The sequence below is a fragment of the Rhizobacter sp. P5_A1 genome, assembly GCF_056400745.1.
Genome location: NZ_JBFUKR010000011.1, coordinates 138867 through 161451, shown reverse-complemented (window position 1 = coordinate 161451; position 22585 = coordinate 138867). Strand labels below are relative to the sequence as shown.

Below are 22585 nucleotides of genomic sequence, written 5' to 3'. Positions count from 1 at the left end.
GAGCTGCTGCCAGTGTGCGCCATCGTCCGAACGCATCACCAGGCCGCGCTCGCCCACCGCGATCCACGCAGCGCCGGCCTGTGCCGCCCCGAGCAGCACGGCGCGCTCGAGTGCACGTACCGCCTGCGCCGGCCGGTCCGGCGCCGCGCCGACGGGCTCCGTCGCGCACGCTGAAGCGCTCGCCGCGAGCAGCGCAACGCCCATCAGGAACCGCTTCATCCTCCGCTCCAGCACGACGAGGTGCTGCAGCTTGCGCCGCACGCGCACCGCACCGGCGTCGCCGGCCAGCAGCACGGGGTTCAGCGACCAGAACTCGGCCGTGCCAATGCGGCGCTGCTGTGCCTCCAGCACGGGCTTGTCCTGCTGCGAGAAGGCGTGCTCGATGAGACCGCGAATGTGCGCGTTGGCGTGCGGGTTGACGGCGAAGGAGCGCGTGGTCCAGAACCAGTAGTGGCAGGTGGTGGCCGTCTCCGGCGTGGCCAGATGCAAGTTGGCGGTGTCGACGCCTTGCTCGCGGGGCTCGCCCAACAGCGTCGAGCCCACGTTGAGCTGCATGCAGCCGGGCGCCGTCCAGGTGACCTCGGTCCACTGGTCGGTGGGACGCCCCTGCTCGCGCAGGTGCATGTCGAACACCTTGGGCGTCAGGTCGCCGCTGGAGAGCCAGGCGATGCGCACGCTGCGGTCGCCCAGGTCAGTCACCTGCGGCCGGCAGCGCGACAGCGCACCGCTGCCCAGCGTGCCGGCATGCAGATAGTCGGCGTGGGTCAGGTCGAGGATGTTGTCGACCAGCAGCTGGTGGTCGCAGGCGGTCGGCATGTAGCCCCGCACGGTGGCATCCTCAGAGGCCGAGGTGACGTGCGAGAAGTCGGGGATCAGCGACTCGTCGGCCTGCGCCGGATCACCCGCCCACAGCCAGACGAGGCGGTCGCGATCGCGCACCGCGCGGGCCGCGACGCTCGCCGCCTTCGGCACGCGGCCATCCCCATGCGGGTTGTGCACGCAGGCCCCGCTGGTGTCGAAGCGGAGACCGTGGTAGGCGCACTCGATCGAGCGGCCGTCGTCGCACAGCTTGCCGGCCGATAGCGGCGCGAAGCGGTGCGGGCAGCGGTCGGCCAGCGCGGCGATGCTGCCGTCGTCGGTACGGAACAGCACCAGCGGGTCGCCGAGCAGCGTGCGCGCCACCAGCTTGCCGCGGGCGAATTCGTCGGCAAAGCCAGCGACGTACCAGGTGTTGCGCAGATAGGAGGTCATACCGGGCTCCTGGTCACACGGCGTGCCGTTCGTAGATGGGCACTTCCGTCGCGTAGACGAAGAACGATTGCGCCGGCTCGTAGAACATGCCACCTTGTTCGGCGTTGATTGCCAACAGCGCGCGCTCATAGGCACGGAATGCGCCGACCGACGCCGTGTCGTCGAACCAGTGGCTGGCGACGCCTTCGTAGATCGGTACGTCCTTGGCGCCGAAGTAGGCGAGCATCGGATTGAACTCGCTGACCTGGTGGTTGTGCACGCAGCGGCGCATCTCCGCTGCCGCCAGCGGCGATGAGTCCAGTGCGCGCTCGTGCGCGCGCGCCCAGCGCTCGAAGAACAGCGGCAACGCCAGGGTGTCGGCCTTGCGCAGGTAGTGCAGGACCTTAGCCCCGCAGGCGCGGCCCGGGTTCGACACCGGCTGCTCGACCTCCACAGCCACCAGGCTCAGCGTTCGGCTGGTGTCGGCGAAATTCTCGGCGTCCGGCCCGACCTTCGTGCGCACATGCTCGTGCGCGAAGTTCGCGCGCATGTCCTCGGCGCTGTCCCACCAAAGCTCGGTCACCGAGTCGCGCGCCACCGTCATCGCGTGGGCGGTTTCCGCGCTGCTGCCGAACGCGGCGTCGAACACGTGGTTCTGCACATAGCGCCCGAGCTTGAGCGGCTTTTCCTTGGAGATCGCGCCATGCACGTGCTGCACGTAAGCGACGTACTCCGCATGCGTCATGCCGGGTTTGCGGCAGATCACGGCCATCATCTTGATCATCGTGGACCTCCTTCGGCGACTTGCATCATCGGGCGCCGGCAGCGGCCATCGCGTCGGGCGTGAAGGTGCTCTCCGAGTACGGCGGCACGATCGCGTACTGCACGTTCTTCGCGTTGTAGAGATTGCCGACGAAGGCGGTGCCCGAGATCAGGTCATTGAAGCCCATGGCACCGACCACGAGGCCCGGCAGGTCGGGGGCCACGAAGGTCTGCGCCCACAGCGTCTTCCAGAGCTGGCCGTTGGCGTCCCAGCGGTCGCCGAGCACGCAGGTCCAGGTGTCTTCGTCGCAGTAGTAGCGGCTCTTTGGCGCCTGGTGGCGCTTGCCCTCGCGCAGCGTGGCCTCGACGACCCAGACCCGGTGCAGTTCCCAGCGCACGAACTCGGGGTTCAGGTGGTGCGTGCCCAACACCTCGGCGTCGGTCTTGGGTTGCAACAGCCGGTTGGAGTTGTACGGAACGATCATCTCCTTCTTGCCGATCAGCTTGAAGTCGAAGCGCTCCAACCGGCCGGTGAAGACCTCGATCTCGTCGAAGGACATCACGCCCGCGGCCGCCGGCGTCGGCGTGTCGCAGCACGGGTTGGGCAGCTTGCGCACGCGGCGCTGGCCAGTGAGGTAGACCCAGGCCTGGGCCTTCGCCGCGTCGATGTTCTCGTTGCCGACGATGGCCTCGCCGGCGCGGATCGGCGGGCCGGAATTGACCAGGCGCACCTGCCAGTACACACCGCGCGGGCCGAATTGCTCGGGCGTCCCGTTCTGCAGGTAGTACGGCATCATCTGGTCGCCCACGCCATCGGTCGCGAGCACGGCCTTGCCGTCGTTGGTGAGCTGGTACATGTTGGTGTGGAACTGCCACGCCGTGCCGCGCCAGCGCAGCAAGTGGTTCCACATTGCCTCGGTGCCGGTCTTCGGGATCGGGAACGGGATGCCGCCGTACGCGCCTTCGACCAGGTCACCGTCGAGCTTGGCGCGGGTCGCGTTCTTGAAGGTGTTGTCGTACACCCATTGCGGCGCCGCTGCGGTGCGCCGCGTCTGATAGACATCGACGCGGAAGCTGTCCGGGTACTTCTTCAGCATCGCCTTGGTGCCGTCGGTCAGCTTGTCGGCGTACTGGTCGACGTTCTTCGCCGTGACCGAGTATTGCGGCTTGTCGTCCTTGAACGGGTCACCGCGCCGGCCGCCGGGCTTGTCGCCGGGAATGGGCGTGGTGTAGCCGCCGGTCCAGGCGGGAATGCTGCCGTCCTTGTTGCCGGCTTTCTCGGCGCCGAAGGGCGTCAGTTCGGTCTTCAGGCGCGCGGCTTCTTCAGCGCTGATGCCGGCCGACGCGGCGAAGGGCAGGCCGAGCGCGGCCAGGCAGGCGGTGACGATGAGGTGTCGTGTCATGGGTTGGATTCCAAAGTTCAGAACGTGCGGCGCAGCGTCAGTGCGACGAAGTTGCGGTCGGCCAATGCGTTGCCGCGGCCGAAGATCGGGCTGCCTCCGGTCTGGGTCGGTGCGAAATCGACAAACGGAACGGCGTTGCCGATGAAGTGCGTGTAGTTCAAGGCGAATTGCCACACCCCGAGGTAGTTGCCTTCGAGGCCGATGTTGGCGCTGCCATTGCCCCGCGCGTCCCAGGCGGTGATCGACGAGGCCCCATCCAGCGTGTAGCGCAAGCCGACCGGCACGCTCAGGTCCAGGCCCGACAACGCCTGCCGGTACGTGGGCGTGAAGATCAACTGAATGGCTGTGGCGTCGCGGGTACGACCCTGGTCGAGTTCGCCGTCCGGGTCATCCTTGTGCAGGACGCGGTTCCAGGCGATCTCGCCCACCAGGCTGGATTCGCGCGCGATGAAGCTGGGCCCGAAGGTGGCCAGCGTCGAGAGGTTCACGTGCGCGGTGCGCCCGGTGGCGTACTGCGGCTGTGGCTGGCCGGGGAAGAAGCCGTACAGCATGTTGGTGCTGCGAAGCGGCATGTTGTCGCGAATCGATGCTTCGCCGGAGAAGTTGAAATCGCCGAACGAGCGCGAGGCGCTGACACCGTAGGTCTTCACCGCCTCGGGAAAGACGAAAAACCAGTTGCCGGGCAGCGTGCCCTGCGCATTCAGCTGGCCGTAGAGCTGGCCGCCCTTGTCGTGGTAGCGCGCGGCATAGAAGCCCAGGTCGGTGTCAGCCAGGCGCCACTTCAACTGCAGGCCGAATTGGCCGGAGTTCTTCGGCTTGCGGTCTCCGCCTGGCGCCAGCACGAAGTTGCCGACATTGGGAATGCCAACGAACTCGGGTTGCTCGGAGCCCCACGGAATGTTCGTCGTCGAGAAGTAGCTCCCCGCGGGAGGCAGTCGATCGGCCTCCCAGCGAAACTGGACGTAGCCGCCTACCGAAAGCTCGGGCGAGATCTGCAACTGCCCGGACAGCTGCGGCACCGGGCGGATGATCTCCTTGAATTGCGCGTTCGGCGAACCCAGCAGCTTGAAGATGTCGATCGGCCCTTGCGCCCTGGCGATGCCGTTGTCGCCGAAGAACAGGCTCTCGCCGTACTGCAGCGCATGGCGACCCAGGCGGCCAGTCAATTTTCGACCGTCGCCTAGATCGAAGCCCCCGAAGACGAACGCATCGAGGACCTCGGCCTTGCGGCCGGCAAGTCGGCGCGTGTGTTCGGGGAACTCGTTGGCCGGCGTCTGGCCGTTGACCGGATCGGACGCGTCGCTCGTGCCGCGGTAGGCGGCGTCGTACCAGGCGGCAGTGCTGAGTCGCAGCCCATAGTCCTTGCGGTACACCGCGTCAAACTCGCTGAGCAAGTCGAGTCGCTTGGACACGAGGCCGCGCTTACGGAAGTTGTCGTCGCCGGCGTTGAAATTCAGGGCCTGCGGAAAGGCCGACGCTGGCACCCCAGGCACCAGCAGGCGAAACGAATCGACCAGCGCGGGGTCGGCGTTCTGGGTACGCGCCAGCAGGCCGGCCTTGACCGTGTTGTCGAAGCGCAGCGACCAGTCCGACTCGCCGAGGTCGATGCCGACGGCTTGTGCGGCGCCGGCCGCGAGTGCGGCGGCCAGCGCAACGGCGGTGCGGCCAGGCCGCGGTGAAGCTTGTCTCATTTGGAGATTCCTCTCTCTGTGGTTGATTTGTGCGAACAAGAGCAGCTAGGCGGGTGTTGCGACCAACCTGTCGATCTCTCCCGCCAGCTGCGACAGATCGGTTGCCGGCTCGGGTTGCGCCGTCCAGCGGGCTGCGCGTTCGGTCAGGTCATGCAGGCGCCGCACGCGCTCGCCGCGCCGTTCGGTGAATCGCCGCAGCAATCGCTGGCGGTCGAGCCCCTCGGCCACCAGCTCGCCCAACACGACGGCGTCTTCCAGGGCCTGCGCGGCCGACTGCCCGAAAGGAGGCGCGATGGCGTGCGCGGATGCGCCGACACACAACACCGCACCGCGATGCCAGGGGGCATCGCGCAACCGGCTGGTCACGCGGCGCAGCACGACCGGTGCCGACGGGTCCATCGCCGCCGCAACACGTCGCGGAAAGGAACCCCAAGACTTCAGCAGTCCTGTCAGCGCGTATCCGTCGGTCGGCCCATTCGCCTCGTCGGTGCCGACGACGGCCACGCCCGCTCTCGACACGCTGGTGGGCACGAGCAACAACTTGCGACCCACCGACCCGGCCATCCACGTCGCACGATCCAGCCAGGGCGGACGTGGAAGCAATGCGTGCCACCAAGCGTGGCGCAGAACGCCCGGTCGCGAGGGGCCGAGCAGCGCACTGGCCAGCGGCGATTCGGCACCTGCAGCAATCAGGACAAGATCTGCATCCCATATGCGTCCGTCGTCGGCGATGACGCGCCCGCGTTCGGAATCGACCGTGGTCACCGAGCAGCCACGATGCACCGCCGCACCGGCATGCACCGCGGCAGCTTCGAGCAGATCCAACAGGTCTGCGAAGGCAATGCCGACCGCGGGCGGTAGTTGCGGACCGGCAAGCAATGGCGTCGGCAGCCGAAAGCCCTCGTCTCCGTGCTCATCGACGACCGACAAACCGCTGTACACAAAACCGCGCCGCACACAGGCCTGCGCGACGCCGAGTCGCACCAGATCGCGCAGCAGATTCGGAACCACATCGATGTGCGCAGGCAGCGGAGATGCCGATGCCCGTGCCTCGAGCACTTGCACCTTCGCACCGGCCCGCACGCAGGCCAACGCGCAGCTCAATCCGGCGATGCCGCCGCCGACGACGACGATGCGACGGACCACAGCACTCGCCGCGGGAGGCTCCCCTGAAATTCCGGGCAAAAGCTCGCCCGACGCATGGTCGACGACCATTCGTTGCCTCCGTTTATTGGTGTGAGCCCTGTACCGGACTCGATGAACGGCAGCCTAAACTTCGCGTGGATTCAAGAGAAATCCTTTCGATCGAAGCGTCGATTCGATGGCGCGGAACGATCGAGGGCAAACCCGCATGAACACGCCTCGTTCGGACCATCGAGCGCAGCTGCGCGACCGCGCGTGAGATTTATATCCCTCCAACCTCCGATCCAAAGGCAAGAAACCCACGTGCGATTCCACAATTTCGATCTGAACTTGCTCGTGGCTCTCGACGTGCTGCTGAAGGAGCGCAGCGTGACGCGCGCCGCCGAGGTTCTCAGTCTCAGCCCGTCGGCCATCAGCAATTCGCTCTCGCGATTGAGAGCGTATTTCGACGACGACTTGCTCGTTCAGATTGGCCGCAAGATGGAACTGACCCCGCGCGCCGAGAGCTTGAGAGAGGGCGTGCGCGACCTGCTGCTGCGCTTCGACAGCACGATCGCCGTGCCACCTGCCTTCGCGCCGCACGACAGCGACCGGACGTTTCGCATCTTCGCCTCGGACTACACCCAGTTGGTGCTGGCACCGGCAATGATGACGCTGGCGGCCCGGCAGCGAAGCAAGGTCCGCTTCGAGTTTGCGCCGCAGGTTGCAACGCCGCACCTGGATCTCGAACGCGGCGAGGCCGACCTGCTGATCATCCCGACCGGATTCATGTCGCCCGATCACCCGCGCGAGGTCCTCTACCGAGAAGGCTTTGTCTGCATGGTGTGGCGCGGCGGAGCGCTCGCCGACGGAGAGTTGAGCTTCGATCGCTTCGTCGCCGCGGAGCACGTGGTGATGCAACCTGCCGGAGGACGCGCCGATGCTTTCGAGGGGTGGTTCCTCAAGCGCTACGGCGTCACGCGCCACGTCGCCGTGCAGACCTACAGCTTCATCACGTTGCCCGCGCTGCTGGTCGGCACCGACAGGATCGCGACCGTGCACGAACGCGTGGCACGCCGCCTGGTTGGCGCCTGGCCGCTCGAGATTCGCCCCACGCCGATGAAGATCGATCCGATGGAGCAAGCCATGCAATGGCACAAGTTCCGCACCAAGGATCCCGGCCTGACTTGGCTGCGCGGTCTGATCGTCGAGGCAGCGCGTCGGATCGACGAGTTCTGAATGGAGGGCCTTACTCGAAGCGCAGCCCGGCCTGCTTGGCGATCTGGCGGTGCAACTGCACGTCGTCGCGGATCTGGCGCAGCATGCGCTGGGCGTCGCCTCCTTCCGGCGTCAGGCCCATCTCCTGCAAGCGCTGACGCAGCGTCGGCGCGGCCAGGGCCTCGTTCAGCGCCACATTCAGGCGCTTGAGCGTCGCTGGCGGCGTGCCGACCGGTGCGAGAAGCCCGACCCAGCTCACGATGACAAAGTCCTTGAGCCCGGCCTCTACCGCCGTCGGCACCCCTGGCATGCGAGGGTCGCGATGCGCACCGGTGACGGCCAACACGCGCACCTTGCCCGCGTCGGCGTAGGCCTTCGCGGTGGCATCGAAGGTCATGTCGAGGATGCCACCCGCCACGTCGTTGAGGGCACCCGAGCTGGAACGATAAGGGACGTGGACGATGAACGTGCCCGTCAGCGATTTGAAGTACTCGCCGAGGAAATGGGTGCCGCTGCCTGGGCCCGAGCTGCCATAGCTCAATTTGCCGGGATGGCTGCGCGCATAGGCCACCAGTTCGGGCAACGTCTTCGCCGGCAGTGCATTCGACACCACCAGCGACAAGCCATAGCTGGCCAACATCCCGACCGGCAACAGGCTCTTGTCGGCCTCGTATTTCACCGCCGGATCGACAATCGGGAGGATGGCGTAGCTCGGGTTGGTGAACAGCAGGGTCTGGCCGTCCGGCGCCGCCTTCATCACCGCGTCGGTGCCGATGCGCGATCCGCCGCCTGGCCTGTTCTCAACGATCACCGTCTGCCCGAGCGCCGGGCCGAGCCGCTCGGCCAGCGAGCGCGCCGCCAAGTCGGTCACCCCACCGGCTGGAAACGGCACGACGAGGCGCAGTACCGGTGCCGCGCTCTGGGCGGCGCACGACAGCGAAACCGCAGCCGCAGCCAGCCCGATGAGGAAGCGATGTCGTCTCATGCCCATTTTCCCCCCGCGCACACCTCAGACCGCATCGAGCCCGTCCCAGCAGAGGTACTTCACCTCCACGTACTCATCGATTCCGAGGTGCGAGCCCTCGCGGCCCAGGCCGCTCTGCTTGATGCCGCCGAAGGGCGCCACCTCGTTGGAGATCAGCCCGCAGTTGATGCCGACCATGCCTGATTCGATGCGCGCGGCATTGCGCCAGATGCGCGCCGCATCGCGGCTGTACAGGTACGCGGCCAGGCCGAACTCGGAGTCGTTGGCCATTGCAATGGCCTCGTCCTCGGTCTCGAAGCGGAACAGCGGCATCACCGGGCCAAAGGTCTCTTCGTGCGCGATGCGCATTGCGCTCGTCACGTCGGCCAGCACGGTCGGCTCGTAGAAGTTGCCGCCGAGCGCATGGCGGCGCCCGCCGTGCAGCAGACGCGCGCCCTTGGCAAGCGCATCGGCCACGTGCTCCTCGACCTTGTCCACGCCCGCGACGTCGATCAGCGGGCCAAGGTTCACGCCGTCTTCCAGGCCGTTGCCCACGCGTAGCTTCGCGACACGCGCGACGATGCGCTCGGCCAGTGCGTCATACACACTCGATTGCACCAGCACGCGGTTGGCGCCGATGCATGACTCGCCGGTATTGCGAAACTTGGCGGACATCACGCCGTCGGCGGCAGCGTCGAGATCGGCATCGTCGAAGACGATGAACGGCGCATTGCCGCCCAGCTCCATCGAGCACTTCTTGATCGTCTGCGCAGCCTGCGCCAGCAGCATGCGCCCGACTTCGGTCGAACCCGTGAACGTGATCTTGCGAACCACGGGGTTGGACGTGAGCTCGCTGCCGATGGCGCGCGTGTCGTTGCCGGTGAGCACGCTGAACACGCCCGCCGGCACGCCGGCACGGTGCGCCAGCTCGGCCAGCGCAAGCGCCGTCATCGGCGTCTGGCTCGCGGGCTTGACGACCATCGTGCAGCCGGCGGCCAGCGCCGGGCCGGCCTTGCGCGTGATCATCGCGGCCGGGAAGTTCCACGGCGTGATCGCGGCGCAGACGCCCACAGGCTCGCGCAGCGCGATGATGCGCTGCGTTTCCTTGACGCCCGGGATCACGTCGCCGCGCACGCGCGTGGCCTCTTCGGAGAACCAGCGCACGAAGCCGGCCGCGTAGTCGATCTCGCCGCGCGACTCGGTCAGCGGCTTGCCCTCCTCGAGCGTGATCAGCGTCGCCAGGTCGTCCTTGTGCTGGACGATCAATTCGTACCAGCGGCGCAGCACCTCACCACGCGCCTTCGCGGTGGTGCGGCGCCACGGGCCAAACGCGGCCTGCGCGGCATCGATGGCGCGGCGTGTCTCGTCTTCGCGGCAGCGCGGCAGCTCGACCAGACGCGAACCATCGGCCGGGTTGTTCACCGCATAGCGGCCATGCGGCGTCTCGGCGAGCCATGCGCCGCCGATGTAGGCGGCTTCGCGCCACAGCGTGGCGTCGTTGAGCAGGTGTTTCATCGTGGACCTGCACTCAGCAGGGATACCGGCCGACGATGAACGCCGAATCGGGGTCGAGCGTGACTTCGCAGTCCGAGGCCGCCAGACCCTGGCGCAGCGACTTCATCCAGCGGTCGGGGATGCGCAGCGACGGCGCCCGCAGCGGCCCGCCGTTGAAGCCTGCGAGCCAGTCCTGATACTTCCACTGGGTGCGGTTGAGCGCGCCGATGGCAGGCGCCGAGGCCGCCGACGCAGCCATGTTGGCCTGGCGCGCTGGGTTGACCTTCCAGTAGAGCTTCATCGCCTCTTCGAAGCGGCCGGTGCGGGCCAGTTCGAAGGCGCGCGGGTAATAGTCGCCCATCCACTGCGTGTTGCTGGTGCCCGAGAACTGCAGCTTCATCAGGCTCATCAGCGGGATCGCATCGCCCTCGATCGGGCAGCTGATCACCACGTCGTCGCGGAAGTGGTGGTACATCTCGCAGATGCCCGCCGGCAACGGAAAGCCCTGCTCGGACTTGATCGCCACGACGTTGGGGCAGTCCTTCAGCAGACGGTGCATCAGCGCCAGCGACATGCCCGCGGGGTCCACGCGCTCGAATCCCCAGGTCGGGATCGGGAAGAGCATCACGCCCAGGTCGGTCGCATCGCAGAAGGCCTTCGTGTAGTCGTAGATCTCCTGCTCGCTGGTGGGCCAGAAGGTCGACGGGTACGACAGCAGCACCAGGTCCGCACCGGCCTTCTCGGCCAGTTTGACGGCCTCGATGTTGTCGGCCAGCGTGCCGAACGCGGCGTGGAAGAACAGGCCGAGCTTGCCGCCCGCCGTGTCGCGCGCCACCGCGGTGAACTGCGCGTTCTCCTGGGCAGTGATCGCCAGCTCGGAACACAGCAGCGTGTAGCTGAACCCCAGCTTCACGACCCGCTCGACGTCGTGGCGGATGCCGCGTTCGTTCAGGCGCTTGAGGTCGGCGCTGTAGCTGGGGATGGTGACGGACGAGCAGCCAACGAGGTGCTGGCGGGCCCAGGCGCGGGCGTCAGATTTCTTGTAAGCAGGCATGGGAGATTTCCTTGAAACGGAGTTATTTGGCAATGGGCAGGATGCTGACCGGCAGCTCCACGCCCAGGCCGAGTTGGCGGGCGCGGGCGAGCAGCATCTCGGCGACGACGATGTCCTGCAGCGCCGAACCGACGGACTTGTAGAGCACGATGTCGCCGTCGCTGCGCCGGGGCGCGATGCGACCGGCCACGAGGTCCGACAGCGGCACCAGCTTGCCCGCGATATCCACACTGGCCTTCGAGGCGGCGATGCCGTCACCCGTGTCGTGCGCCACCTCCTCGGGCATGTCGGCCACGATGCAGGAGGCGCGCGCCATCGTCTCTACGTCGACCTCGCGCTGCTCGGGCAGAGTCGAGCCGAGCGAGACGACGGTGGCGCCGGCGGGCAGCCAGGCACCGCGAAGCACCGGCGATTCGTCGCGGCTGCGCGCCGCGCACAGCACGACATCCACGCCCTGCGCCGCGGCCTCGGCCGAGTCGACCGCGGTCACATCCATAGTGGGGCGGAAGCCCTCGGCGAAGCGTTCGCGGCTGGCCGGCGTCGGGCTGAAGACCCGCACCGACTTCAGCGTGCGCACGGCCGCCAGGCATTCGAGCGCGTTGCGCGCCTCGAAGCCCGAGCCGATGACGCCCACGGTCAGCGGCCGCTGCGGTGCCAGCCGGTCCACAGCCAACGCTGCGGTGGCGGCGGTGCGCAGGCCGGTGACGCGGTTGCCGTCGATCAATGCCGCAAGCGCCATGGTCTGCTGGTCGAACAGCGAGATCAGGTAGCTGGCGCGGCGCCCGCGCGGTGAGGCCGCGATGAGCTTGCAGCCCATGGTCGCGCCGCTCGGCGAGATGGCCGTCAGGCTACGCAGCCAGAAGCCCTCGCCGCGCGCCATCGAGCGCGGCGGCACCATGGCAGCAGAAACCAGCAGACCGTAGGCGCCGGCCAAGGCGTCGACTGTTGAACGCCAGTCAGCGAGTGCGGCAACGTTGGCGTCGGAGAGGAACAGCGTGGGCGCGGGCAGCGTCAGGGCAGCGGTGGTGGACACGGGGCGGCGGCATTGGTGAGATGGATCGGACCATACTGACTTGGCCACGATCCGGGCACTGCTGTCCGCGCAAAGCAGAGTTGCGAAAAGTCGATGGACCAGCGCGCGCTCGTCAGCCCGCGGCGATGTCGTCCGCGAGCGCGCAGACCAGACGGTGCACCTCGCGTGTGGCGCGCGTGTGAGGCCGGCGCGGCGATTCGGCGAGCACGATGAAGCGCTCGAGCTCGGGCTGCACGATGCGCGCGGACGTGAGCCGCGCGTCGATACGGCCCGCGGCGACCGAAGCGATCGCATAGCCGGCGCCGGCGGCCGCAACCTCGTACTGCAATTGCACCGAGTCGGCTTCGATCGCCACGCGCAGATGCAGGCCGTGCTCCGCCGCGAGGCGGTCCAGCCGTGCGCGCAGCAGGTGCGGTCGAGCAGGCAGGACGAGCGGCAGCCCGGCAAGCTCTGCCAACGGCACCTCGTCGCGCGCGAGCGCCATGTCAGCGTGGCGCCCGATCAGGTGCAACGGCAACCGGGCGAGGAGGCGCGCGTCGCCAACGCTTGCTTCGTCCTCGCGGAGCACCACGGCCATGTCGAGCCGGCCCTCGCGCAGCTGCTCCTCGAGCAGCGCACTGGCGCCCTCCATCAGATGCAGCCGCACGCCAGGCATCTGCGCACGCACCGCCGTCGCGAGCAGCCCGGTATAGCGCGGCACAGCCGAGGGCAGCAGACCGATCAGCACCTCGCCGACCGGCCGACCGCGTGCGGCTCGGATATCGTCGGCGATCACCTCCGCATCCAGCGCCAACCGAGCCATGCGCGGCAAGAGCTGCGCACCGAACTCGGTCAACACGACGCCTCGACCGGTACGCACGAAAAGGCGCTCGCCGCATTGGCGTTCCAGATGCGTGATCGCACGGCTCACCATCGATTGCGGCATGGCCAGCGCCGTGGCACCTTTGCTCAGGCTCCCTGCGGCGGCGACACGCAGGAAGACTTGCCAGCGCGCATCGATGATGAGCGCCGGGAGTGGCAGTGCACCTTCGTCGGGCAGCGTAGTCGTGGGAGATCTCGAGCGAGCGCTGTTGGTCATCGATCAGTCAGGCTGATGCACCTGTTATCGGCTTGGAGGAAGTCTCTTGCGACGGCGCCATTCGTGCAACATGGAGTCAAAAAGTTCACGGCGCCTTAAACGCAGCACACCGCAACCGCGCCCATCGTGGCGATCCTTCGCAATTTTGACAGCGGCGTTTGCAGCCTCCCGATGCCACGCACCGGAGTTGGTGCTGGCCGGACGACAGCACTGATTGCAAAATACTACGCAGCGCGTCGGATCAGGACTGATCATCTCCGAGGGCTACGTCGATCGGCTTCCTGAACATGGGAGTCTCAGCGCGCCCGGTCCTCCGAGCCTCACACGGCTAGGGAAACCACCGCCTCGATGGAGCTTGCGTGTTTAGTCAGGATACCTGACTATATCGAGCGCTTCTTTCGGAACGAAAGTCCCGCGGACGGACGGGCTCGCCTGGTGTACTTCACTCCCAAAGGAATGGACTGGCTCGACGACTTCCGCCGTGCATTGCTGAGGGCCGAGGCCGAAGTCGCCAAGACCATCGGCGCGCAGGCCTTGCACGTCACCAAGCACGCATTGAGCCGGTACATCCCGCCCAGCCAAGCCACAGCCACCTGACGGGAATCTAAATCAGGGCGACAGCAGTCATTTTGGTCCGCGACTGGCCGTTGCCCGATTGGCAGAGGACTCGACGATGGTCGCACGAATCGACGAAGAGATCACCTTCCGGAAGCTCGAGCTCCTGCTGGCGTTCATGGAGACCGGGAACCTGGCACGTGCGGCGGAACAACTGGGCGTCAGCACCGCCAGCGTGCACCGCGCACTTCATTCGCTGGAGGCCGGCACGCGCTGCGCGCTGTTCCGCACGGAGGGGCGGAATCTGTTGCCCAATGAGGCCGCTCGCGCACTGGCCGAGACCGCTCGCGAGGTGCTGCGCGCGATGGATGAAGGCATTCGCTTGACCCGTGAACTGGCCGGCTATGGATCCGACCGCATTCGCATCGGCTCGCTCTATTCGTTGACCAGCCGGGTCGTTCCGGCGGTGGCCATGGGGCTGAAGCTGCGCAAGCCTGACATCCAGACCGAGCTGGTGCTGGGCTCGAATGCCGACCTGCTCCGCAAGCTGCACGAAGGCGTGATCGACGCGTCGTTGATGGGGCTTCCGGAGGATGCGCCCGACATCGAGTCCCAACTGCTGTTCGAAGATGACATCTTCTTCGCCGCACCGGAGAACTCGCGCTACGCGGGTCAGTCGGAGGTGGACCTGAGCGTCTGTGTCGAGGAGCGCTTCGTCAGCCTGAGCGAGGGCTTCGTCACCTACAGCGGTTTCCTGGAGGCGTTTCGCGTGGCCGGGTTCAGGCCGAACGTGGTCATGAAGACCGGCGACATCTTCTCGCTGATGAACCTGGTGGGCGGTGGCATGGGTTGCACGCTGCTGCCCGGGCGCGTGCGCGCGACGCTGCCGAAGAACGTGCAGTTGATTCCGCTGCAGACCAGGTTCTCCATGCGCCAGAAGATCAGCGTCAACTTCCTGCGCACGCGCGAGCGCGATCCAAACCTGCTTGCGCTGCTGGCCACTTGCCGCGGCTGCCAGCCTGACCTCGGCTGACCTTCGGGTCGGGCAACCTTCGCCTCGATACAAGGGTAACCCCTCGATCGTTTCGAAGCGTGCAACGGTTGTCTCCCGTGCTTGATTGATCGGAATCGGACCCACGAATAACGTGTGGTCCATGGATTCGCGCCCCTTCGATTGGCGAGCGGCGACAAGTCCTCCCACAAGCCGACGACGCGCGGCTCAATACTGGAGACATCAACCATGATCATCTACGGCACCGCGCTGCTGGCCGTCTGCCACCTGCTCGGCATCTTCCTCGGCGACCTGCTGGGCCACGCGTTGGGCGTGAAGACCAATGTCGGCGGCGTCGGCATCGCGATGCTCCTGCTGATCGTGATCCGCCTCTACATGGCGAAGAAAAACATCCTGCCGAAGCTGACCGAACTCGGTGTCGAGTACTGGGGTGCGATGTACATCCCGGTCGTGGTGGCGATGGCCGCCCAGCAAGACGTGGTCGCGGCACTGCGCGGCGGCCCGGTGGCGCTGCTGTCGGCGCTCGGCGCCGTTGCCCTGTGTGCCTGTGTCATCGCCGTCATCAACCGCACGGAGCACCGGCCGGCCGGCGCCGAACCTGCACCGGTGCTGCACGACAACCCCCTGCTGCTCGACGTGGAGTGAACCTCATGATTGAAATCCTTCAAAAGGCCGCCGCCCAGAACGGCCTCGTGACGGCATTCGCCGCGGTCGGCCTGGTGATGCTGCTGTCGATGCAGATCTCGAAGCACCTGACGATGGGGCGCGTGCACGGCTCCGCCATCGCGATCGTGATCGGTCTCGTGCTGGCCTACTGGGGCGGCATTTCGACCGGCGGGCACAAGGGCCTGGCCGACCTGTCGCTGTTCGGAGGCATCGGCCTGATGGGCGGCGCCATGCTGCGCGACTTCGCAATCGTCGCCACGGCCTTCGAGGTGCAGGCAACCGAGGCGCGCAAGGCCGGTATGGTGGGCGTCGTCGCGCTGCTGCTGGGCACGGTGCTTCCCTTCGTCGTTGGCGCCTCGGTAGCCTGGAGCATGGGCTACTCGGACGCGGTCAGCATGACGACGATCGGTGCCGGTGCCGTCACCTACATCGTCGGCCCGGTGACCGGTGCCGCGATCGGTGCGAGCTCAGACGTGATGGCACTCTCCATCGCCACGGGTCTCGTCAAGGCGATCATGGTGATGATCGGCACGCCGATCGCGGCCAAATTCCTCGGACTGAAGACGCCGCGCTCGGCGATGGTTTTCGGCGGTCTGGCGGGCACGGTCAGCGGCGTCTCCGCGGGACTGGCCGCCACCGACCGCAAGCTGGTGCCCTACGGCGCCTTGGTGGCCACATTCCACACCGGACTGGGCTGTCTGATGGGCCCGTCGATCTTGTACTTCGCCGTCAAGGCGCTGGTCGGCTGAGCGAGGTGAACACGATGGACCGCATGAACTGGAACACCAAGGCGCTCAACCGCGAGGACCGACTGGCTCGCGCCCGGCACGAACTCGGCTCGGACCTGACCGGCAAGCTCGTCGCCACCAAGGCAATCGGCATCCTGCTGGAGGCGACGCTGGAGCCCGGTGACCGCGTGTGCCTCGAAGGCAACAACCAGAAGCAGGCGGATTTCCTGGCTCAGGCGCTGGTGCAGGTCGACCCGCAGCGCGTGCACGCGCTTCACATGGTGCAGTCGGTGTTGTCCTTGCCCGAACACTTGGACATTTTCGAGAACGGCATTGCCAAACGGCTGGACTTCAGCTTCTCCGGGCCGCAGGGCGCCCGCTTGGCCAAGCTGGTATCGGCCGGCGGCATCGAGATCGGTGCGATCCACACCTACCTCGAACTGTTCGCGCGCTACTTCGTCGACCTCACGCCCAAGGTCGCGCTGGTGGCCGCGCACGCCGCCGACGCGGCGGGCAATCTGTACACCGGGCCCAACACCGAGGACACGCCGGCGATCGTCGAGGCGACGGCCTTTTCCGGCGGCATCGTGATCGCGCAGGTCAACGAGCTGGTCGACGGCAAGACGACCACCCTGCCGCGCGTCGACATCCCCGCCGACTGGGTCGACTTCGTCGTCAAGGCACCGCGTCCCAACGTCATCGAGCCGCTGTTCACCCGCGACCCGGCGCAGATCAGCGAGATCCAGGTGCTGATGGCGATGATGGCGATCAAGGGCATCTACGCCGAGTACGGCGTGCAGCGTCTGAACCACGGCATCGGCTTCGACACCGCGGCGATCGAGCTGCTGCTGCCGACCTACGGCGAAGCGCTCGGCCTGAAGGGCAAGATCTGCCGGCACTGGGCGCTGAACCCGCACCCGGCGCTGATCCCTGCGATCGAAGCCGGCTGGGTCGAGTCGATCCACTCGTTCGGCTCGGAGCTCGGCATGGAGGACTACATCCGTGCGCGCTCCGATGTGTTCTTCACCGGCGCCGACGGCTCGTTGAGAAGCCACCGCGCGTTCTGCCAGGCCGCCGGGCACTACGCCTGCGACCTGTTCATCGGCTCGACGCTGCAGATCGACCTGGACGGCAACAGCTCCACCGCGACGCTGGGCCGCATCTCCGGTTTCGGCGGCGCGCCCAACATGGGCGCCGATGCCCGCGGCCGCCGCCACACCAGCCCGGCCTGGCTGAAGGCGGGGCGCGAAGCGCGCCAGGGCCGCGCGGGGGCCGCCGGCACGCCACGCGGCCAGAAGCTGGTGGTGCAGACGGTCGAGACCTTCCGCGAGCACATGCAACCGGCCTTCGTCGAGCGCCTCGACGCGTGGACATTGCAGGAGCAGGCGGGCATGGACCTACCGCCGATCATGATCTACGGCGAGGACGTGACCCACATCCTGACCGAAGAAGGCATCGCCAACCTGCTGCTGTGCCGCAGCGACGCCGAGCGCGAGCAGGCCATCCGCGGCGTGGCCGGCTACACGGCCGTCGGCCTCGGACGCGACCGGCGCATGGTCGAGAACCTGCGTGACCGGGGCGTCATACGCCGGCCGCAGGACATGGGCATCGACCCGCGCGAGGCCACGCGCAACCTGCTGGCCGCGCGCAGCATGCGCGACCTGGTGCGTGCCTCGGGCGGCCTCTACAGCCCACCCAAGCGCTTCCGCAATTGGTAGATCGGAGACACGACATGAGCGACATCGCACCGGGGCTCGAAACCCTGGACTACAGCTTTCCCGGCCAACGCCCGGCGGGTGCCTTCGCGCCCGTGCTGGTCGGTGTGGTCGGTTCGGGCAACCTCGAGGTACTGCTGGAGCCCGGGCCGGGCACCCACTGCGACATCCACATCGAGACCTCGGCGCGCGGCTTCGGTTCGATCTGGGAGGCGGTGGCGCGCGACTTTCACCAGCGCCACCCGCTGGCCGGCGTGCGCGTGTCGGTCAACGACATGGGCGCGACGCCTGCGGTCGTCAGCCTCCGGCTGGACCAGGCCGTCTCGGAGCTCGCATCATGACCGCCAATGTTTCCGTGAGCTATGCCGAATGCTCGGCACGCGAGCGCCTCGCGCGCCTGGTCGATGCAGGCAGCTTCCACGAATGGCTGCCGCCGGCCGAACGCATCACCAGCCCGCATCTCGCGCAACTCGGCGTGCCATCGGCCTTCGACGATGGCGTCGCGATCGGCCGCGCGACGCTGGCCGGCCGACCCGTCTTCATCGCCGCGCAGGAAGGCGAGTTCATGGGCGGCGGCGTCGGCGAGGTGCATGGAGCCAAGCTGGTCGGGCTGCTGCAGCGCGCATTGCGCGACCGACCGGATGCGGTGCTGCTGCTCGCCGAATCGGGCGGCGTGCGCCTGCACGAGGCCAACGCCGGGCTGATCGCGGTGTCCGAGGTCATGCGCGCGTTGCTCGATGTGCGCGCGACGGGCATTCCGGTCGTGATGCTGATCGGCGGTGCCAACGGTTGTTTCGGCGGCATGGGCATCGTGGCGCGCTGCGCCGATTGGGTCGTGATGAGCGACATGGGGCGCCTCGCGATGTCCGGCCCCGAGGTGATCGAGGCCTCGCACGGCGTCGACGAATTCGATGCGCGTGACCGTGCCCTGGTGTGGCGCACCACCGGGGGCAAGCACCGCTGGCTCAGCGGCGATTGCGACGTGCTGGTCGAAGACGACGTGGCGCAGTTCCGCGCCGCGGCGATCGCTGCGCTCGACACGTCGACTCCCGTGACGCTGGAACGGCTGGAGGCCGAACACAGGCTGCTGGCGAAGCGGCTGCGGCTGCTGCCCGACACCGTCGACGGTGACGAAGCGATGGCCTTGTGGGCGCGTCTCGGTGTCGCCGACGCTGCGTGCGTGCCTGGTCTGGATGTCGATGCCGTGCGCGCGCTGCGCACCGTTTGAGGAGCCTGCGAATGGACTGGAACACCCTGGCCACGACCTTGTTCGAGGTCGATCATGGCATCGCGCAGGACGGCGATGTGCTGTGCGGCACCGCGCGCTTCGACGGCAAGCTGCTCGCGGTGATCGGCACCACGAACCACGCGCCGATCGGCGTGCGGCTCGCACTGGCTCAGGCGCGCGCCGTGCTCGATACGCTGGCGAAGCATCCCGGTCGCCCGATCCTGCTGTTGATCGACACCCAGGGACAACAGCTGCGCCGACGCGATGAGCTGCTCGGCATCAACCGCGCGATGGCCCACCTCGGCATGTGCATCGATCTCGCACGCCGGCGCGGACACCGCGTGCTTGGGCTCGTCTACGACCAGGCCTTGTCCGGCGGCTTCATCACCTCCGGCCTGATTGCCGATGCCTGCGACGCGCTGCCCGAGGCCGAGATCCGCGTGATGAGGATCCCGGCGATGGCACGCGTCACCAAGCTTCCCGAGGCGATGCTGACCGCGCTCTCTCAGACCAACCCGGTGTTCGCGCCCGGTGTCGCCAACTATGTGGCGATGGGCGGTGTGCGTGCGCTGTGGACAGGGGACCTGCCCGCGGCGCTGCGCGAGGCGCTGGCCGATGCACCTGTCGAAGACCGGCGTGCACGCGACGGCGAGCGGCGCGGCGGCCGCCGGCTCGCGGCGAGCGTGGTGCAGCGCGTGCTCGACGCCGCCTGAGGAGGTTGGCCATGGTGCCCCTGCGTCGACACCAGATCGTCTGGCTCGGTGATGCCGGCTGGCGCAGAGTGCACGATCGCGACTGGGACGCCGCTGCGCGCGACTGCCTCGTCCACTGGGCCGCAAGGCGACTGCCGCTCGTCGTGACACGGCAGACCGACCCCGCCCGCGAAGACTCGATCGCCGTTGGGTTGCCGGCGCCCGGGCGATGGGGGCGTCGGCGCCTGGCTCTCACCGTCGCACGCAACGACGTGCTGTATTTCGACGAGTTCCCCGTCGCAGCAAAGGTGCTCGACCTGTTGCCGGTTCCGGCGCGTCCGGCATGGCGCCGTCTTTGCGTCGAACTGAAGGCGGCGAAGGCCAATGCACGCGTATACGGCAGCTACGGCTGGCAAGTGCTGAGCGGGTTCGATCACGTGCGTGCCGGCTCCGATGTCGACCTGTGGGTGTCGGTGTCGGACATGGCCCAGGCCGATGCGGTGGCAGCATCTCTTCAATCCATCTCGGACGACCTTCCACGTCTGGACGGCGAGTTGATGTTCGACGATGGCGCGGCGGTGGCCTGGCGCGAATGGCTCGCCTGGCGCGCCGGACGCGTGAAGTCGTTGCTGGTGAAGACCATCGCCGGCAGCGCGTTGGTGCATTCGCCGGGCCGGCAAGGGTCTCCTGCGGCTTTCGCGCAGGCAGCATGATGCGCAGAGCCGTCGCCGGGGTTGCCGACCATGGCCGGGCTCCCTCACTACCGGCGCCCCGAGCCATCGGCCATGCCGCCACGCTCGCGCTGTACGACGAACTGGCCTTGTGGCCGAAGCCGGGCTTGGTCACGCTCGTCGACACCGGCAGTCACGACGACATGGACGCCCACACGTTCATGCGAAGCCTGTTCGCATTGCGCGGCTACTTCGTGCGCATTGCGGGTCTGGGCGAACTGCGTGCGCCGTTCGACGCCCTGGAACGCTGCGGCATCGAAGCCGAGGCCCGAATGCTCGCAGCCACCGGTGGCGTCAACACCCACCGTGGCGCGATTTTCACCCTCGGGCTGCTGTGCGCAGCGGCGGGTGCTGCCGTCGGCTCCGGACGCGACCCGACTCCTGCGGTGCTGCGCAGCACACTGCTGCAGTGCTGGGGCGATGCGCTCGCTGTGCGGGCCACGCGGCAGTCAGGCCTGCCGGGCGGCATCGCCGCGCGCCGACACGGTCTGCGCAGCGCCTCGGCGGAAGCGGCGCTGGCTTTTCCGGTGCTGTTCGACACCGCGCTGCCGGCGATGCAGGCCGCCGCGGCGCGCCGGCTGGCGCGGCGCAAGGTGCTGCTGGACACGCTGTTCCACGTGATGGCGATCCTGGACGACAGCAACCTGGCGCACCGGGGCGGCCTGGAAGGTCTTCGCCATGCCCAGCACACGGCGAGCGAGTTCCTCGCCGCCGGCGGCGCGGCGCGGCCCGGCGCAGTCGCGGCGGCCTTCGACATCGGCCGGGACTTCGTCAGCCGCCGCCTGTCGCCCGGCGGCGCGGCCGACACGCTGGCCGCCGCCTGCCTCGTCGTGCGCATCGGATCACTGCGGACGGCGTGACAGGCATCATGGGCTTCGCGGTTCTCTTCTCCGGACAGGGCATGCAGCATTCGGCCATGCTGCCCTGGCTGGACAAAGATGACCTCGTCGAACAGACGCGCCACGAACTCGGCATCGACGATTGGCGCGCCCACCTCGACGATCCGGATTGGGCCTCGCGAAACGTCAACGCCCAGACGCTTTTGACCGGCCTCAACCTCGCTGCCTGGGCACAGTTGTCACGATTGCTGTCACCTCCCGCGGCCGTGGCGGGCTACAGCGTCGGTGAACTTGCAAGTTTCGCCGCTGCTGGCGTGTTCGACGCGCGCACGGCCCTCGCGCTGGCTGGCACCCGAGCGCGTGCGATGGACCGCTGCGCCCATGCGGCACCTGGGGGCTTGCTCGCCGTCAGCGGCTTGGCGCCCGCGCAGATCGAGCGACTGTGCGCCGAGTCCGGTAGCGCGATCGCGATCGACAATGACAGTCACGCTGTCGTGCTGGGTGGGCCGCACTCGGCATTGGAGTCGGCACAGCGAGCGGCTGAAGCTGCGGGCGCGCAATGTACCCGGCTCAAGGTCAACGTGGCTTCGCACACGCCATGGATGCAAGCAGCCGCCGACGAGTTCGCGCTCGCCTTGTCGACGCTGCCGTTGCAGGCGCCGCGAGTGCACTTGTTCAGCAACGCTGCCGACCGCATCACGAGCGGCACGCAAGCCGCTCGCGCCCTGGCATTGCAGATCGCGCAGACGCTCCGCTGGAGCGCTTGCATGGACCACATCCATACGCGCCGGGTCGGGTGCGTGCTCGAAGTCGGGCCCGGCGCGGCCCTCGCGCGCATGTGGAATCAACGTTACCCGGACGTGCCCGCCCGCTCGGCCGATGAATTCCGAAGCGAGTCAGCGATCGTCGATTGGGTGCAGCGCAATCGCAGGGACTGAGCGCGCAGCATGTCGAGGCGGCAGCCGAGTCCGCCCCGACCGGCAAGTCTCAATGACTGTGCGGCGGCGCCAGCGGCAGCTCGAGAACGAATTCGGCACCGCCCTCCGCACGGTTGTGCGCGCTCAGCCGGCTGCCGCGCTGCTCGACGATGCCATAGCTGATCGACAGCCCGAGGCCCGTGCCCTTGCCCACCGGCCTGGTCGTGAAGAACGGCTCGAAAATGCGCGACAGGTGCTCGGGCAGGATGCCCGGGCCGTTGTCGCGCAGGCGCATGCGCACCTGCGCGTCGTCGCGCTCCAGCGTGAGCCAGAGCTGCGGGTGGCTCGCGCCCGGCCGTGAGGCCGCATCGACCGCGTTCTGCAGCAGGTTCATCAGCACCTGCTGCAGTTGCCCTGCACTGCCGATCACGATGCACGGCGGGCCGCGCTGCG

The 22585-nt window shown here is 67.7% G+C and carries 23 protein-coding genes; 12 read left to right on the top strand and 11 right to left on the bottom strand.

All coding sequences use genetic code 11. The annotated features are described in order from the left end of the window. The 5 genes from AC1DTW_RS14615 to AC1DTW_RS14595 form a co-directional block, all read right to left on the bottom strand. Positions 1 to 1251 (bottom strand): Rieske 2Fe-2S domain-containing protein (locus AC1DTW_RS14615; protein ID WP_477981899.1); only part of this gene is annotated, 1251 nt, incomplete at its 3' end. Between the two features lie 13 nt (positions 1252 to 1264). Further along, the gene (locus AC1DTW_RS14610) at positions 1265 to 2014 is read right to left on the bottom strand and encodes an EthD domain-containing protein (protein ID WP_477981898.1); all 750 of its coding nucleotides are present in this window, start codon (positions 2012 to 2014) and stop codon (positions 1265 to 1267) included. 25 nt (positions 2015 to 2039) lie between these two features. Continuing rightward, positions 2040 to 3395 carry a DUF1329 domain-containing protein gene (locus AC1DTW_RS14605; protein WP_477981897.1) on the bottom strand — a complete coding sequence of 452 codons (1356 nt, stop codon included), beginning with the start codon at positions 3393 to 3395 and terminating at the stop codon, positions 2040 to 2042. A 17-nt stretch (positions 3396 to 3412) separates the two neighbouring features. Further along, entirely contained in the window at positions 3413 to 5086 is a 1674-nt protein-coding gene (locus AC1DTW_RS14600; RefSeq protein ID WP_477981896.1) for a DUF1302 domain-containing protein, read from the bottom strand. Positions 5087 to 5131: 45 nt separating this feature from the next. Continuing rightward, positions 5132 to 6301 (bottom strand): FAD-dependent oxidoreductase, encoded by a 1170-nt coding sequence (locus AC1DTW_RS14595; RefSeq protein WP_477981895.1) that lies wholly within the window; start codon positions 6299 to 6301, stop codon positions 5132 to 5134. Between the two features lie 264 nt (positions 6302 to 6565). Here AC1DTW_RS14595 and AC1DTW_RS14590 point away from each other — a divergent pair, with 264 nt between their 5' ends. Continuing rightward, positions 6566 to 7447 (top strand): LysR family transcriptional regulator, encoded by an 882-nt coding sequence (locus tag AC1DTW_RS14590; protein WP_477981894.1) that lies wholly within the window; start codon positions 6566 to 6568, stop codon positions 7445 to 7447. A 10-nt stretch (positions 7448 to 7457) separates the two neighbouring features. Here AC1DTW_RS14590 and AC1DTW_RS14585 read toward each other — a convergent pair whose 3' ends face one another. From AC1DTW_RS14585 to AC1DTW_RS14565, 5 genes are all read right to left on the bottom strand, one after another. Beyond that, positions 7458 to 8411 carry a Bug family tripartite tricarboxylate transporter substrate binding protein gene (locus tag AC1DTW_RS14585; RefSeq protein WP_477981893.1) on the bottom strand — a complete coding sequence of 318 codons (954 nt, stop codon included), beginning with the start codon at positions 8409 to 8411 and terminating at the stop codon, positions 7458 to 7460. A 24-nt stretch (positions 8412 to 8435) separates the two neighbouring features. Then, on the bottom strand, positions 8436 to 9905 hold the full coding sequence (locus AC1DTW_RS14580; protein WP_477981892.1) for an NAD-dependent succinate-semialdehyde dehydrogenase: 1470 nt from the start codon (positions 9903 to 9905) through the stop codon (positions 8436 to 8438). A 13-nt stretch (positions 9906 to 9918) separates the two neighbouring features. Further along, on the bottom strand, positions 9919 to 10938 hold the full coding sequence (locus AC1DTW_RS14575; protein ID WP_477981891.1) for a dihydrodipicolinate synthase family protein: 1020 nt from the start codon (positions 10936 to 10938) through the stop codon (positions 9919 to 9921). A gap of 22 nt (positions 10939 to 10960) precedes the next feature. Continuing rightward, on the bottom strand, positions 10961 to 11971 hold the full coding sequence (locus AC1DTW_RS14570; protein WP_477981890.1) for an ornithine cyclodeaminase family protein: 1011 nt from the start codon (positions 11969 to 11971) through the stop codon (positions 10961 to 10963). Between the two features lie 112 nt (positions 11972 to 12083). After that, the gene (locus AC1DTW_RS14565) at positions 12084 to 13049 is read right to left on the bottom strand and encodes a LysR family transcriptional regulator (RefSeq protein WP_477981889.1); all 966 of its coding nucleotides are present in this window, start codon (positions 13047 to 13049) and stop codon (positions 12084 to 12086) included. A 456-nt stretch (positions 13050 to 13505) separates the two neighbouring features. On the opposite strand from AC1DTW_RS14565, the gene AC1DTW_RS14560 reads away from it, so the two are divergent. From AC1DTW_RS14560 to AC1DTW_RS14510, 11 genes are all read left to right on the top strand, one after another. Next, the gene (locus AC1DTW_RS14560; RefSeq protein ID WP_477981888.1) at positions 13506 to 13646 is read left to right on the top strand and encodes a hypothetical protein; all 141 of its coding nucleotides are present in this window, start codon (positions 13506 to 13508) and stop codon (positions 13644 to 13646) included. Positions 13647 to 13722: 76 nt separating this feature from the next. Continuing rightward, positions 13723 to 14637 carry a LysR substrate-binding domain-containing protein gene (locus AC1DTW_RS14555; protein ID WP_477981887.1) on the top strand — a complete coding sequence of 305 codons (915 nt, stop codon included), beginning with the start codon at positions 13723 to 13725 and terminating at the stop codon, positions 14635 to 14637. A 207-nt stretch (positions 14638 to 14844) separates the two neighbouring features. Beyond that, a complete protein-coding gene (madL, locus tag AC1DTW_RS14550; protein WP_477981915.1) occupies positions 14845 to 15261 on the top strand; it encodes a malonate transporter subunit MadL in 417 nt (138 codons plus the stop codon). A gap of 5 nt (positions 15262 to 15266) precedes the next feature. Further along, entirely contained in the window at positions 15267 to 16031 is a 765-nt protein-coding gene (gene madM, locus AC1DTW_RS14545; protein ID WP_477981886.1) for a malonate transporter subunit MadM, read from the top strand. Positions 16032 to 16045: 14 nt separating this feature from the next. Next, a complete protein-coding gene (gene mdcA, locus AC1DTW_RS14540; protein ID WP_477981885.1) occupies positions 16046 to 17728 on the top strand; it encodes a malonate decarboxylase subunit alpha in 1683 nt (560 codons plus the stop codon). 14 nt (positions 17729 to 17742) lie between these two features. Continuing rightward, positions 17743 to 18066, top strand: a complete 324-nt coding sequence (gene mdcC / locus AC1DTW_RS14535; RefSeq protein WP_477981884.1) for a malonate decarboxylase acyl carrier protein — start codon at positions 17743 to 17745, stop codon at positions 18064 to 18066. After that, positions 18063 to 18953 carry a biotin-independent malonate decarboxylase subunit beta gene (locus AC1DTW_RS14530; RefSeq protein ID WP_477981883.1) on the top strand — a complete coding sequence of 297 codons (891 nt, stop codon included), beginning with the start codon at positions 18063 to 18065 and terminating at the stop codon, positions 18951 to 18953. The genes mdcC and AC1DTW_RS14530 overlap by 4 nt, the downstream gene beginning before the upstream one ends. Positions 18954 to 18964: 11 nt before the next feature. Next, positions 18965 to 19666, top strand: a complete 702-nt coding sequence (locus AC1DTW_RS14525; RefSeq protein WP_477981881.1) for a biotin-independent malonate decarboxylase subunit gamma — start codon at positions 18965 to 18967, stop codon at positions 19664 to 19666. Positions 19667 to 19677: 11 nt separating this feature from the next. Continuing rightward, positions 19678 to 20358 (top strand): malonate decarboxylase holo-[acyl-carrier-protein] synthase, encoded by a 681-nt coding sequence (gene mdcG, locus AC1DTW_RS14520; RefSeq protein WP_477981880.1) that lies wholly within the window; start codon positions 19678 to 19680, stop codon positions 20356 to 20358. Continuing rightward, positions 20358 to 21236 carry a triphosphoribosyl-dephospho-CoA synthase gene (locus AC1DTW_RS14515; RefSeq protein ID WP_477981913.1) on the top strand — a complete coding sequence of 293 codons (879 nt, stop codon included), beginning with the start codon at positions 20358 to 20360 and terminating at the stop codon, positions 21234 to 21236. Before mdcG ends, AC1DTW_RS14515 begins: the two co-directional genes overlap by 1 nt. After that, entirely contained in the window at positions 21233 to 22153 is a 921-nt protein-coding gene (locus AC1DTW_RS14510) for an acyltransferase domain-containing protein (protein ID WP_477981879.1), read from the top strand. The genes AC1DTW_RS14515 and AC1DTW_RS14510 overlap by 4 nt, the downstream gene beginning before the upstream one ends. A 49-nt stretch (positions 22154 to 22202) precedes the next feature. Here AC1DTW_RS14510 and AC1DTW_RS14505 read toward each other — a convergent pair whose 3' ends face one another. Continuing rightward, entirely contained in the window at positions 22203 to 22562 is a 360-nt protein-coding gene (locus AC1DTW_RS14505) for a sensor histidine kinase (protein WP_477981878.1), read from the bottom strand. Positions 22563 to 22585: the final 23 nt, after the last annotated feature.

Coding starts and splice junctions, on each gene's coding strand:
- AC1DTW_RS14610 (WP_477981898.1), bottom strand. CDS start 2,014: ATGATCAAGATGATGGCCGTGATCTGCCGCAAACCCGGCATGACGCAT.
- AC1DTW_RS14530 (WP_477981883.1), top strand. CDS start 18,063: ATGACCGCCAATGTTTCCGTGAGCTATGCCGAATGCTCGGCACGCGAG.
- AC1DTW_RS14515 (WP_477981913.1), top strand. CDS start 20,358: ATGCGCAGAGCCGTCGCCGGGGTTGCCGACCATGGCCGGGCTCCCTCA.
- AC1DTW_RS14565 (WP_477981889.1), bottom strand. CDS start 13,049: ATGACCAACAGCGCTCGCTCGAGATCTCCCACGACTACGCTGCCCGAC.
- mdcG (WP_477981880.1), top strand. CDS start 19,678: ATGGTGCCCCTGCGTCGACACCAGATCGTCTGGCTCGGTGATGCCGGC.
- AC1DTW_RS14595 (WP_477981895.1), bottom strand. CDS start 6,301: ATGGTCGTCGACCATGCGTCGGGCGAGCTTTTGCCCGGAATTTCAGGG.
- AC1DTW_RS14605 (WP_477981897.1), bottom strand. CDS start 3,395: ATGACACGACACCTCATCGTCACCGCCTGCCTGGCCGCGCTCGGCCTG.
- AC1DTW_RS14560 (WP_477981888.1), top strand. CDS start 13,506: ATGGACTGGCTCGACGACTTCCGCCGTGCATTGCTGAGGGCCGAGGCC.
- AC1DTW_RS14580 (WP_477981892.1), bottom strand. CDS start 9,905: ATGAAACACCTGCTCAACGACGCCACGCTGTGGCGCGAAGCCGCCTAC.
- AC1DTW_RS14575 (WP_477981891.1), bottom strand. CDS start 10,938: ATGCCTGCTTACAAGAAATCTGACGCCCGCGCCTGGGCCCGCCAGCAC.
- AC1DTW_RS14555 (WP_477981887.1), top strand. CDS start 13,723: ATGGTCGCACGAATCGACGAAGAGATCACCTTCCGGAAGCTCGAGCTC.
- AC1DTW_RS14600 (WP_477981896.1), bottom strand. CDS start 5,086: ATGAGACAAGCTTCACCGCGGCCTGGCCGCACCGCCGTTGCGCTGGCC.
- AC1DTW_RS14585 (WP_477981893.1), bottom strand. CDS start 8,411: ATGAGACGACATCGCTTCCTCATCGGGCTGGCTGCGGCTGCGGTTTCG.
- AC1DTW_RS14525 (WP_477981881.1), top strand. CDS start 18,965: ATGGACTGGAACACCCTGGCCACGACCTTGTTCGAGGTCGATCATGGC.
- mdcA (WP_477981885.1), top strand. CDS start 16,046: ATGGACCGCATGAACTGGAACACCAAGGCGCTCAACCGCGAGGACCGA.
- madM (WP_477981886.1), top strand. CDS start 15,267: ATGATTGAAATCCTTCAAAAGGCCGCCGCCCAGAACGGCCTCGTGACG.
- mdcC (WP_477981884.1), top strand. CDS start 17,743: ATGAGCGACATCGCACCGGGGCTCGAAACCCTGGACTACAGCTTTCCC.
- madL (WP_477981915.1), top strand. CDS start 14,845: ATGATCATCTACGGCACCGCGCTGCTGGCCGTCTGCCACCTGCTCGGC.